The organism is Flavobacterium sp. 2755 (assembly GCF_031455715.1).
GTDB lineage: Bacteria > Bacteroidota > Bacteroidia > Flavobacteriales > Flavobacteriaceae > Flavobacterium.
In genome coordinates, this window is sequence record NZ_JAVDTG010000017.1 from 33,645 (window position 1) to 46,197 (window position 12,553).

8 protein-coding genes are annotated in these 12,553 nt (G+C 33.0%); 3 read left to right on the plus strand and 5 right to left on the minus strand.

The genetic code is table 11. The annotated features are described in order from the left end of the window. Positions 1-200 precede the first annotated feature (200 nt). The 5 genes from J2Y38_RS24460 to J2Y38_RS24480 form a co-directional block, all read right to left on the minus strand. Positions 201-1,715, minus strand: a complete 1,515-nt coding sequence (locus J2Y38_RS24460; protein ID WP_309847959.1) for a SusD/RagB family nutrient-binding outer membrane lipoprotein — start codon at positions 1,713-1,715, stop codon at positions 201-203. Between the two features lie 11 nt (positions 1,716-1,726). Further along, positions 1,727-4,819: a SusC/RagA family TonB-linked outer membrane protein gene (locus tag J2Y38_RS24465; RefSeq protein WP_309847961.1), complete on the minus strand. Its 3,093-nt coding sequence runs from the start codon at positions 4,817-4,819 to the stop codon at positions 1,727-1,729. Between the two features lie 286 nt (positions 4,820-5,105). Beyond that, positions 5,106-6,116, minus strand: a complete 1,011-nt coding sequence (locus J2Y38_RS24470; protein ID WP_309847965.1) for a LacI family DNA-binding transcriptional regulator — start codon at positions 6,114-6,116, stop codon at positions 5,106-5,108. Positions 6,117-6,615: 499 nt separating this feature from the next. After that, positions 6,616-8,388 carry a MutS-related protein gene (locus tag J2Y38_RS24475; RefSeq protein WP_309847968.1) on the minus strand — a complete coding sequence of 591 codons (1,773 nt, stop codon included), beginning with the start codon at positions 8,386-8,388 and terminating at the stop codon, positions 6,616-6,618. Positions 8,389-8,458: 70 nt separating this feature from the next. Continuing rightward, positions 8,459-9,292 (minus strand): universal stress protein, encoded by an 834-nt coding sequence (locus J2Y38_RS24480; RefSeq protein ID WP_309847971.1) that lies wholly within the window; start codon positions 9,290-9,292, stop codon positions 8,459-8,461. A 183-nt stretch (positions 9,293-9,475) separates the two neighbouring features. Here J2Y38_RS24480 and mnmE point away from each other — a divergent pair, with 183 nt between their 5' ends. The 3 genes from mnmE to J2Y38_RS24495 all read left to right on the plus strand — a co-directional run bounded on the left by mnmE (position 9,476) and on the right by J2Y38_RS24495 (position 12,501). Continuing rightward, the gene (gene mnmE, locus J2Y38_RS24485) at positions 9,476-10,876 is read left to right on the plus strand and encodes a tRNA uridine-5-carboxymethylaminomethyl(34) synthesis GTPase MnmE (RefSeq protein ID WP_309847974.1); all 1,401 of its coding nucleotides are present in this window, start codon (positions 9,476-9,478) and stop codon (positions 10,874-10,876) included. A 337-nt stretch (positions 10,877-11,213) separates the two neighbouring features. Next, the gene (locus J2Y38_RS24490) at positions 11,214-11,681 is read left to right on the plus strand and encodes a helix-turn-helix domain-containing protein (RefSeq protein WP_309847976.1); all 468 of its coding nucleotides are present in this window, start codon (positions 11,214-11,216) and stop codon (positions 11,679-11,681) included. After that, positions 11,668-12,501, plus strand: a complete 834-nt coding sequence (locus J2Y38_RS24495; protein WP_309847979.1) for a site-specific integrase — start codon at positions 11,668-11,670, stop codon at positions 12,499-12,501. The genes J2Y38_RS24490 and J2Y38_RS24495 overlap by 14 nt, the downstream gene beginning before the upstream one ends. Positions 12,502-12,553: the final 52 nt, after the last annotated feature.

Consider the following 12,553-nt stretch of genomic DNA (forward strand, 5'->3'; position numbering starts at 1 on the left):
TGAGATTTTTTTATTTTTTGAAGATAATCCCATCTTTTTCAGCAGAGCACTCTTTGCTTGCTGCGAAAAAAAAGGTATTTAAATCAATAAATCAAACTCGTTTAATACTTATTGTTATTGGCGCATTTATAAAGAGATTTAAAAATAAGCCGGGCATGCTCAGTACCCGACTTATTTTAACTAACCAACCAATTTAAAAATTATTTATCCCACCAGATTCTAGTGGTCATTAAATCTAAACCTTGACGTTGAATTGCTTCTCTATAATTAGCCGCGTTTGTAACAAGCTCTGACTGATCATAAATTAATCTTCTTGGAATAGTTCCCTGTGTATCTCCTGTTGGGTCATTAACCGGAACTAAAACTGGGTAACCTGTTCTTCTGTATTCTGAAAATGCTTCAAAACCATTGAATAATAAAACAATCCATTTTTGCGTAATAATCTGCTCGATTTTTTGTGCATCTGTTCCAGCAGTTTTAAAAGGATACGTTGTGATGTAAGTGTTGTATTCTGCTGGTGAAACTGCAGGCACTTTATCTCCAAAAATCGTTAAAATATTCATCGCAGCTCTTACTCCGTTTTCATAATAAGTCTGTGCAGATCCGCCAACATTCCATCCTTTTACTGAAGCTTCCGCCAAAATAAATTGAACTTCTGCGTAAGACATAATTAATGTAGGAGCGTCTAAACGCAATACTGTTGATGTATTAGGATCTGAGAAAAGTTTTTTGTCTCCTCCAGGAAATTCTTTAGCATCATTAGCCAAACCTTGCTGATTTGCTGGATTGTTATCTCCAGTAGCTTCAAGTTTTGCATAAATTCTTAAACGCGGATCGTTTGTGTTTTTCAACAAGTCGATAAATGTTTTACTGAATTTGATGTTTGATTCTCCACCGTTTAAGTCATTTCTAACCCATGAAGAAGTAATTGGGTTTGTTTTAACTCCGGCAGGACCTGCATCATGTTTTAAAACTAAACTATCATCATTTGAAGTAAAAACTCCTTTTGAGTATGCTTTTTCAACATATTCTTTTGCTTTCGCTGGATTTACTTTAGACAAACGCATTGCAACTCTCAACATTAAAGAGTTTGCTAGTTTTTTCCATCTTGCAACATCACTTTGGTAATACAAATCGGCATTGCCTACAAATGGTTTTCCAGCATCCAAAGCAGTTCCAGCTTCATCTAATTCTTTTAAAAGATCATTGTAGATAGCCTCTTGTGTATCGTATTTTGGAGAAAAAACGTTTCCGTTATATCCTTTTCCAGCTTCAAAATAAGGAACTTCACCATACGAATCTGTCAATTTTTGGAACAAGAAAACTTTCATGATTCTACAAGCCTGAATCATATTTGAATTTTCAGGAGTATTATCTATTACAGATAATAACTGGAAAATCTGGTTTAATCCTTTTCCATAAGTTTCTCCAAAAAGAGCCGCTGAATATTCAGAAGAATACGTGTACTTAGAACCTGGTCCTCCAAGTGAAGAAAACTGCTGTACGATTTGTGCAGCGTATAAATTATTTCCTCTGGTGTTAGAAAAATCCTGTCCGTCAACATAGATCTCTGCAAGTGTAAACATTGATTTTACAGCCGGATCTGTTAAAGCATTTGGATTCTTATTCATTTCTTCGAATCCTTTATCGCACGAAGCTAATGTCAATGCACTAACAATTGCGACACAAAATATTTTTATATATCTATTTTTCATTTTTATTAGTATTAGAATTTGACATTAAGAGAAAAACCATAATTTCTTGTCAACGGCATTGAAGCTCTCTCCATACCTTGTGCATTACTATTAGAATAGTTTGACTCTGGATCAATGTTTGGTACTTTGTCATAAATTGTCCATAAATTATGAGCAGAAAATGCTAAACTAACAGACTGAAATGGTGTTTTTTGTAAAAACATTTTTGGGAAATTGTAAGCAAAAGAAATCGCTCTTAGTTTCACAAAATCAGCATCGTATACAAAGTTTGACGTTACATCACTATAACTTCTCCAGTAATCGTATGCAGAAACCGTTGTGTTAACCGGATTTCCGTTTACATCTCTTCCGCTTACTGCTACACCGCCTTCACGACCTGGAAGTGTGATTTCAGATAATCCGTAACGAGCTCCTAACTGGTTTGTAGCAGAATAGATTTCTCCACCAAATTTAGCATCAACAAAAACAGAAAGTGTAAAGTTTTTATAAGAGAAATCATTTGATAATCCCATTGAAGTTGGTGCAACACCTTGTCCAGCAATGATTAAATCTCCTCTCATGAATTTACCGTTTGTATCAAGTACAATGTTTCCGCTTGCATCTCTTAAATAATCATAAGCTTTAATAACTCCAAAAGGCTGTCCTTTTTCTAAAACTACGTTAGCTCTACCGTCTCTGTTTCCTTCTAATGATTTTGTTGTAATTTTATCAGAAAGGCTGATAACTTCACTATCATTATAAGCAAAATTATAACCTACGCTCCAAGCAAAACTTGGTGTTTTAATTGCTTTTACATTAATAGCAAACTCCACCCCTTTGTTAAGAATTTCTCCAACGTTGATTTTAGTTGTTCTGTAACCAGAAGCCTGAGAAACGTCAGCATCTGTAATATCATTTGTTGTTTTCTTGTGGTAGAAAGTCAAATCTGTACTTACTCTGTTATTGAAGAATGTGTTTTCAAAACCAAATTCGATTGTACTTACGTTGTAAGGTTTCAAAGTTCTGTTTGGAATTGTTTCTCCGTTAACTCCTAAAATTGGCTGTCCTAAAGAATCTGTTTGTCCGTCTGGCGTAGTATAAGTCAATGCTAAAGCATAAGCTTCTGGCAATGCACCACCAACGTTACCCCAACCCGCTCTGAATTTACCGTAAGAAATCCATTCAGGAAGGCCTATAACTTCAGAATAAATAAAACTTGAACTTACAGAAGGATAAAATGTACTGTTGTTTTTAGGATCTAAAGTTGAGAACCAATCTTCACGACCTGTTAAACTTACATATAAGAAATCTTTGTATCCAAGATCAGCAGAGTAAAAAAGAGAGTTTACTTCACTTTCAGAGAATAATTTTTCTGTTTTGTCCGGCTGTGTATTTCCGTAGAAATATTCGAATGGAACAATAAAGTTGTTTCCTTTCATTTTAATACCGCTGTATCTGTTGTGTTGACGGTTTGCACCAATGAAAGCATCTAATGAAAGATTTTTTACGATATCACCTTTGTATCCTAAGAAACCAGAAGCATTTACCTCAGAACGAGTTTCAATTCTGTTTTCGATAGATCCGCCTGGGCTGTAGTTAATTCCAGTTGGTTCAATTTCAGTATATTCGTAGTTGATATCATCAATTCCAAGTACACCTTTTGCATAAATCTTATCTGTAATATTGTACGTTACTTTTGCAGAACCAATAAAACGTTTTCTAAGGTCATCGTTTAATGGTGATTTTGTAGCAAAGTAAGGGTTTGTATGGTATACGTTAGCTCCTAAGAAATCTTCTTCACCTCCGTTTGCATCATATGGATTGCTTAACCATCTAATATCAGAACCTGGTGTCATGAAAGTAGTTGGGAAAGATGGATTTCTTGGTGAGTCATTCAAATAAGGTCTGTTATGACTTTTCTCAGAAATATACTGCGCATTGCTTTCAATACTGATACTTTTATTTGGAGATGAATTTAAACTCAAAGCCACGTTATTTCTACCAAAAGTAGTTCCCGGCATGATAGATTCATCTTTAGTATTTCCGAAAGATAATCTGAAATTAGTTGTTTCATTTCCTCCAGAAAGTGCTAAAGTATTACTGAAAGAATACCCGGTTCTGTAGAAATTTTCAACATTATCTTTCCCGTATGCTTTATATGGTCTTGTTGCACCGTCTAAACCTAGAGAAGGTGTTCCATCGTATTTATCTCCCCAAGCAAAATAGTATGAATCTCTAAGTTCCTGCAGATTTGTAAATCTTGTTGGAACGCCGCTTGCATTTGGAGCTCCAGCACCATATTGATCCTGCCAGTTTAAAAGACTTGCTGGTGTATTAAAAGTTGAGTTTGTGTTGAAATCAACTCCAATTCCAGTTCCGTTTTTACCTTTTTTAGTTGTGATTAAGATAACACCATTTGATCCTCTGTATCCATAAAGAGCAGAAGCGGCACTACCTTTTAATACTGACATCGAAGCAATATCATCTGGATTGAAAGAAGACATACCATCACCCTTGTCGGCACCTCCCCACATTCCTGCATTTCCTTGCTGCGTATTGTCAATTGGAATTCCATCTACAACATATAACGGCTGGTTAAGTCCAGATGCAGAAGTTGCTCCACGAATAACAACACGGCTTGAACCAGATGGTCCTGTAACCGGAGCAGAAACGTTTACCCCTGCAATTTTACCTTGCAAAGCATTTCCTAAGTTAATTTCTTTATTTTTTGTCAGGTCTTCGCCTTTAAGTTCCCCTACGGCGTAACCCAGACTTTTCTTTTGTTTTTTTACTCCAAAAGAAGTAACTACAACATCCTTAAGTTCTTGTGTAGTTTCTGTTAAGGTAACAGCAGCTCTTGTTTCATTTTCCTGAAGTACTACTGACTTTGACTCAAATCCTATTGAAGATATGTTTAGGGTAACTTTACCTTCAGGAACATTCATTCTAAAACGCCCTTCGGCGTCTGTAATTGCACTAAATGGTTTTCCTTGAACCTCGATTGATGCGGCAACAATTCCTTTGTTCTCTGCATCTGTTACTATGCCTGTTATTAATCGGTTTTGAGCCGCAGCACTTAAGCTGCCCAACAATACGATTGCCAACACTGCTAATATTCGTTTCATAAGCATTTTTTTTGGTTTGGGTTTTGGATTTTGTTTTGTTCGTTTGTGTTTGTTTGTTTTGTGTTTGTTTAAATAATTAATAAAATTTTGAACTTAATTGTGGATATATAACCTTTCAGACAATACGGTGAATATTCAAAAAACGCGTTATCTTATGGTTTTTCTTTAAAAAAACGACTTCTTAAATACGGCGTTAACACCAGTAAATTCAAGGGTTGTTTTAACTAAATCGATTTAGTGAAATGACTAAAAAAATAGTCTTCTTATTAATATTTACTTTTTTCTCTTAAACTGATTCCCTAATAATCAATTTTCCTTTTTTGAGGACTTTTTCTATTTTAAAATCTTCATAATTTGTCATTTGGCTCATCAGCAATTGTATTGATTTTACGGCTATTTCTTCAATAGGCTGAGCAATTACTGAAATCATTGGCGTGTGCAGTTCAAAACTGTCATGATCATCAAAACTTATAACAGCAATATCTTCAGGAATTCTGTATTTTAAAATTCTACAAGCCTGAAGTCCTGCAAGTCCCAAATAGTTGGACAAAAACAATACGGCATCAATCTCAGGATTTTCTTTAAAAAATTTTGTAATGGAATCAATCCTGCTTTTTTCACTTACCTGATACTCTAAATGCAGCGTAAAATTTTCATTATAAATTCCTTCTTCTTTTAAGGCTTCTATATATCCCTTTTCCCGTAATTTCATCTGGATCATTCCAGTTTTAATATTTACAACGGCTATATTTTTTCGGCCTTTTTCAATTAAATACTTAACGGCAGAATAAGAACCTTCATAATTATCCATTGCCACGTGGCTTACTTTTTGATTGGCAAAATACCTGTCAATCAGTACAACCGGTTTTTGCATTTTTAAAAGCATACCAATGGTTCGCTCTAAATTTTTTGTTGGTGTAATAATAAATCCTTCAACATTTGCCTGCAATAAACTCTGTACTAATTCTTCAGATCGATCATTATCATCACCTGTACTGCAATAAAAAACCCTGTAATCTATATTTTTTGCTTCATCTTCAATTACTCTTGCTAAATCTGCAAAAAACTGGTTGGCTATATCTTCAACAATAAGTCCAATTGATCTTGTTTTTCCAGTTCGCAAACTGCTCGCAATCATGCTTGGTTTATACTGAAGTTTTTGGGCAACGTCCTGAACTTTTTTTATTACCGGAGGACTTATCGCCATTTTCTCTCCTTTACCATTGATAACAAAAGATACTGTAGAAATAGATACCTCTGCCTGTTTAGCAATATCTTTAATTGTAATCTTTTTCATCAGGTATTATTTATATTCTTGACTATTTTAGTACATGGCAAATATAGCAAACGAAACCAACAAAATCGTTTTAGTAAAATTTATTTTCAAAAAAATGATTTTTTTCTCCCAAAATAAAACAGAATTATCAGTAATCACGGTATTTTACTCACTTATTTCCATTTTGACTATAATAACGTTTTTAATAGTAAATGTGATAATTTGATAAGCTTTTGATGTGTTTTTAAGATATTTTTTAGTTCTTATTTTGAAAAAAAATCGTCTTGTTTTTTTGTTAATTTTAACTATTCTTTCAAAATTTGAAACAAAACTTAATGTGTATTTTTAATGCAAAGCACGCTAAGTTTTTTTTACATATAAAATTTTATAAAAAAAGTTCGCAAAGCTTGGTGAGTACAAACCTTTGCGAACTTTTCATATTGTAAATACAAACTATTGCAAAAAAACTTAGCGTGTTTTGCGTTAAAAAAACATTCAGTTCAAAATCTAAAATCTAAAATCATATAACTCCCATCTTCTGCATTAAAAAAGTCGCGCTTTTATTTTTACAGATTCCGCTGCGGAGTTTATAATCAAAATGCAGTTCGTTATTTTGAATTTCGACTTCAAAACATTGATTGGTTAAAGTTTCAGGATAATCGTTAGTTGTTAGGCAGACCTCAATATCGTGTGTTGCAATCGCCCCAATTGCTTTTTTAGCAATAACTTTTTTGACCACTTCAATAGTTCCGTTACGTTTATCATCAGAATTTGTTCCTCTTAAAATCTCATCTAATAAAACAAAAGCAGGACCTTCTTCTAAGGCGTCCATAATTTGTTTTAAACGCTTAATTTCTGCAAAGAAATACGATTCACTGTCCGCCAAAGAATCTGACAATCGCATTGAAACTAAAACTGGAAGTGGATGAATATTAGCTTTTGAAGCACAAACAACTGAACCGATTCCGCCAAGAACCATATTGATTCCTAAACTTCTCAAAAACGTACTTTTTCCAGACATATTAGATCCCGTTAAAATCATAAAAGATTCCGGATAAAAATGAGTGTCATTCCCTACTCTTGTCGCTGAATTTAATAACGGATGACCTAAATTTTCAAACCCAATTTTATATTTTGAATTGATTTCCGGAAAAACAAAATCTGCATTGTTGAACGCTAAATTTGCGAAACTATTTAAAGCTTCAAATTCTCCAATAATATTAATCCAGTTCTCCAGTTGATGCGCATAATCATCTTTCCATTTTAAAAGCGCTTTTAAAACATGCAGATTAAACAGAAATGATCCGTTAAAAACAATTGCCGTAACAAAGTTGCTTATTGTATCCATTCTCGAAAACAACTCTGATAATTGTTTTAAATGAGAACTCGCTGATGCATTTTTAGAAACCAATTGCTTTTGTAATGCAATTAGTTTTTTAGATTCAAATTTTTCCAATTCTATCTTTTGAACTAATAAACTATAGTGTTTGATAGTTTTATCAATATTATCTGCTTTGGCAATTTCAGATTGAATTCGTTTCAATGATCTTCCCAAAACAATCAAATTGAAAATAAAAACATAAGTCGCGTAAGATAAAAGTATTGCTTTTGAAGTGATAAAATAAGCGATTACAAAACCAAAAAATAATGCCGGAAGAATAATTGAAAGTGAAATTAAAACTTTAGATAAAGAATTATTTTTAAATGAAATCCAATGAATTAATGAATCATAAGAACTTTTACTGTCAGTACTGACAATGGCAAGAGCTTCAAAATCCTGACGCCAGTCTATTTTGGTTTTTAATTCATTTATGGCTTCCTGATTTTCAAGAATTATTTCATTCGATGATAAACTTAATAACTTATCTGCTAATGTTTTTTTACCGATAAAAACAGCGGTTCTGTTTAAATTTTGAAATAAGGAATGTTCTCCAAAAATATCCAGATCATAAGCATAAGGATGATGAAAATCGTTGAATTCAATTCCGTTTTCAAAGGGAAGTTTTTCTCTTTTTAAATACGATATTTCATCTTCATTAATTTTTAAAATAGCTTTTGTCAATTCTCTTTTAAAAGACAATTTCGAATGAATTCGCATTAAAAAAAGAAAACCAGCAAAAGATAAAAAAGCCGTTATAGCGTATCCAATTTCATTAGTTTTGATGTAATAAAACAACATAAACAAACAAAAAAATATGCTTAAAAGTCGCAGAAGACTTATGCTATTGTACCTTTTGCTGGTTTGATTAAAAACTTTTGAATAATGTTCGACCTTGCTTAAATATGCTTCCATTTTTTAAATTTAATGAAATACAAATATAGGTTTTACACTTTCAAAAAAGCTATTCATTTAAAGTAGAATTTTAATTCTCATGCATTATCAATACTGGAATAGAAACTTCTTTTGTGATTTTTTGACTAAAACTTGAATCAAAAATAGATTCAAAGAAAGATCGTTTATGCGTAATTGTAGTTAAGATATCGATGTCTTTAAAAAGTACAAAATCAAGAATTGTTTCTTTTACTTCATCGCTTGGCAAAACCAGGAATTCTACATTTTCATTAGCAAATTCAGTCTGCCATTCTTTAATCGTCATATCCGAAACATCTGTACTTGAAGATCTAACGTACAAGCTTTTTACTTTTGCATCAGTTTTCTTCGCAATTTTAAGAACTTTTCTAAGTTCCACTTTATCTTTTTCGCGATATCTTGTCGTAAAACCAATTGTTTTAATTTTCTTGAACTTAGCATCAATCGGAACACATAAAACCGGAACTTTTACTTCTGAAATTACCGAATTAGTATTTGATCCGGTAAAGAATTTTGTCCAGTCAGAAACACCTGTGGTTCCCATTATTACAAAATCAATTTCATCTTCTTCAACGGCATTTTTTAGGTTATAAACCAAGTCACCGTCCATCAGTCGATGTTTTATTACAATATTATCAAGGTTACGTTCGGCTGCAATTGCCCTAAGTTTTGGAATTTCATCTTTGAACATTTCAAATTTTGCCAATTCTATAGAACTGTATATCGATGCATAATTTTCTGGAAAAAACTGGCTGTCATAAACCGGAATCTCAAATGTATGCAATAAAATAAGTTCGGCTTTGACAACTTTTGCAAATTCTAAAGCGTGCACAAACGCATTTGTGGCGGCTTCAGAAAAATCGGTAGGGACTAATATCTTTTTCATTTTATTTCAGATTATAGGTTTGTTACTCAAATTTAATCATTCTAAATCCAAAACAACCTGATAATTATCAGGAATTTAACAGTTAATGATTTCTTAAATAATTGCAGTTTAAAACCTTTTCATAACATAACTAACCTGCGATTAAGACTTTAGAATTTTCTGCTTTTTTCTTACCTTTGCACTATGATAAATCAAGATTCTATAGTGGCATTAGCGACTCCATCTGGAGCTGGAGCTATTGCTATCATTCGTATTTCAGGCGCTGAAGCTATTTCAATAGGAAATTCTGTTTTTAAATCCATAAAAAATAAAGACTTAACGAAGCAAAAAACACATACTTTGCATTTAGGTCATATTGTAGATAATGAAAAAACACTTGATGAAGTTTTAGTTTCTGTTTTTAAAGGGCCGAATTCGTATACAGGCGAAGACACTATTGAAATTTCCTGCCACGGATCTACTTATATTCAACAGCAGATTATTCAATTATTATTGCGAAAAGGCTGTCGAATGGCTGATGCCGGAGAATTTACGTTAAGAGCTTTCTTAAACGGAAAACTGGATTTATCGCAGGCAGAAGCTGTTGCAGATTTAATTTCGTCTGATAATGAAGCATCTCACCAAATTGCTATGCAGCAAATGCGCGGTGGTTTCAGCAATGAAATAGCCAAATTACGTGAAGAACTTTTGAATTTTGCTTCTTTAATTGAACTGGAATTAGACTTTGCAGAAGAAGATGTAGAATTTGCCGACAGAACACAGTTTCATGAATTATTAAACAGAATTGAATTTGTTTTAAAACGTTTAATCGATTCGTTTGCAGTTGGGAATGTTATTAAAAACGGAATCCCTGTAGCCATTGTTGGTGAGCCAAATGTTGGAAAATCGACTTTATTGAATGCTTTATTAAACGAAGAACGTGCGATCGTTTCTGACATTGCCGGAACAACCCGCGATACTATTGAAGATGAATTGGTAATTGGCGGAGTTGGTTTTAGATTCATCGATACAGCCGGAATTCGAGAAACTAAAGATGTTGTAGAAAGCATTGGAATCAAAAAAACATTCGAAAAAATTGAACAAGCTCAGGTTGTAATTTTCTTGTTTGATGGTTTCAAATTTCAGGTTTCAGGTTCTGACTATATTGTCGAAATTGAAAAAGTTAAAAACAAATATCCTCTAAAACCAATTTTGGTTGTTATAAATAAGGTTGATTTATTGAGCGAAAATGAAATTGATTTAATCAATAAAAAACTCGAAACTTTAGAGTTAACACTTTTAAAAATTTCTGCTAAAGAAAAAATTGGTATTGAGGAATTAAAAGATAAATTACTGTCTTTTGTAAATACTGGAGCTTTACGTAATAATGAAACTATTGTCACAAATACAAGACATTATGACTCTTTATTAAAAGCTTTAGATGAAATCCAAAAAGTAAAATTTGGTCTTGAAACAAATCTTTCGAGTGACTTAATTGCACTTGATATTCGTGAGGCTTTATATCAATTCGGGCTTATTACAGGTCAGGTTTCAAATGATGAATTACTTGGGAATATTTTTGCTAATTTTTGCATTGGGAAATAGAGAAACAAAATATCACAAAACAAAAACAAATAAACGAGTTAAAGAATTGATAAACAATATTTTAACTCGTTTTTTACTTGCGTTTTCTTTTGGATATTAAGTGATGTTTTGATTAAATTTGTACCTTGTTTGTACCTCGAAAAACTGAGATGCAAAAAATATTTTTTCGTGGCCAAATGATGGCACATAGAGACACACATGGTCACAGTGGGACACTTAAAGTCACATTTCTATGAGTACAAACATTAAAATTACCCGAATCTGTGAATTCTGTAAAAATGAATTTCAATCACAGACAACAGTTACAAGGTTTTGCAGTTCCAAATGCAATAAGGCAATGAACAGAGCCAAGGCAAGAGGAATAAAAATTACGAGGAGCAATAGCGAAACTTCCAAAATTAAATATGGAGATATTGAAGGTGTTAAAACTAAAGAATTTCTTAGTATTAACGAAAGTTCACTTTTGTTCGGAATAAGCAGAAGAACCTTGTACCGCATTATTGCCAGAGGCGAATTAGATATAGCAAAATTTGGGGCGAGAACCGTGATTCGCAGATGCGATCTGGATGCTTTCTTTTCAATTGCTACGGAGCAGTCGAATTTGCATGCTGCACAGGTATTTCCAGGAGTTGATAATTGCTACACCATCACACAGATACAGAAGAAGTTTGCAATATCTTCCGGAGCATTATACTGGCTAATTCAACGAAATGGATTGTGGAAATATTCTGTAGGTAAATTTAATTACGTTGCAAAAAAGGATATTGATATTATATTTAATGCAAGAGAAAATGAAAAAGACTAATGTAACATTGAGAAGAAAAGTGCTGGCTGATGGCAGAATTTCCCTATATCTGGATTTTTACCCGCCAATACTGAACCCTGAGACCAACAAACTTACAAGACGAGAATTTTTAAAACTATATCTTTTTGAAAAACCTAAAACCCGGATTCAAAAAATTTCCAACATTGAAAACCTGCATACAGCTGAACTCATCCAGATTCGCAGGCAAAATGAGCTACGCAAGTATGATATATATTCTGCATTTGAAAAAGAACAGCTGGAACTAAAGAAAATAGGAGAAGCATCTTTTATGAAATATATTAACAATCTAGCCGATCAAAAAGCAGGAAAGAATTTTGCGATCTGGATCAGTGCGATTGCACATTTTAAAGATTTTCTTAAAGAACAAGACATAAGTTTCAAAGATATCAACGTGACTTTAATCAATGACTATAGAGAATACCTGCTTAAAGCTAAAAGCAGAAGAGATACGGGAAACGTTTTAGCACGCAATACTGCACTCTCCTACTACAACAAACTTAAAACAACACTCAAGAGAGCTTACAAAGAAGGAAAATTGAGAAATGATATCAACGCTGGGATTGACTCAATAAAGGAAGCGGAAACACAGCGAAACTTTTTAACCTTGAATGAGGCAAAAATACTTTTTAATACACCATGCTCAAGCCAGATTGTGTATAAAATTTCAATGTTCTCTACCTTGACTGGACTCAGATATTCCGATATTTCAAAATTGATATGGTCCGAAATTGAATTTATTGAGCATGACGGATACTATATTGTAAAACTCAGTGATATTGACCACTGTTTTCCAATTTAAAGTGACCACTTCGTTTCGGTTTAAAGTGACCATCTAATTTCGGTGCAAAGTG

Excerpts from the sequence above, each read along its gene's own strand:
- J2Y38_RS24460 (WP_309847959.1), bottom strand. The coding sequence starts at position 1,715 with ATGAAAAATAGATATATAAAAATATTTTGTGTCGCAATTGTTAGTGCA.
- J2Y38_RS24465 (WP_309847961.1), bottom strand. The coding sequence starts at position 4,819 with ATGAAACGAATATTAGCAGTGTTGGCAATCGTATTGTTGGGCAGCTTA.
- J2Y38_RS24470 (WP_309847965.1), bottom strand. The coding sequence starts at position 6,116 with ATGAAAAAGATTACAATTAAAGATATTGCTAAACAGGCAGAGGTATCT.
- J2Y38_RS24475 (WP_309847968.1), bottom strand. The coding sequence starts at position 8,388 with ATGGAAGCATATTTAAGCAAGGTCGAACATTATTCAAAAGTTTTTAAT.
- J2Y38_RS24480 (WP_309847971.1), bottom strand. The coding sequence starts at position 9,292 with ATGAAAAAGATATTAGTCCCTACCGATTTTTCTGAAGCCGCCACAAAT.
- mnmE (WP_309847974.1), top strand. The coding sequence starts at position 9,476 with ATGATAAATCAAGATTCTATAGTGGCATTAGCGACTCCATCTGGAGCT.
- J2Y38_RS24490 (WP_309847976.1), top strand. The coding sequence starts at position 11,214 with ATGAACAGAGCCAAGGCAAGAGGAATAAAAATTACGAGGAGCAATAGC.
- J2Y38_RS24495 (WP_309847979.1), top strand. The coding sequence starts at position 11,668 with ATGAAAAAGACTAATGTAACATTGAGAAGAAAAGTGCTGGCTGATGGC.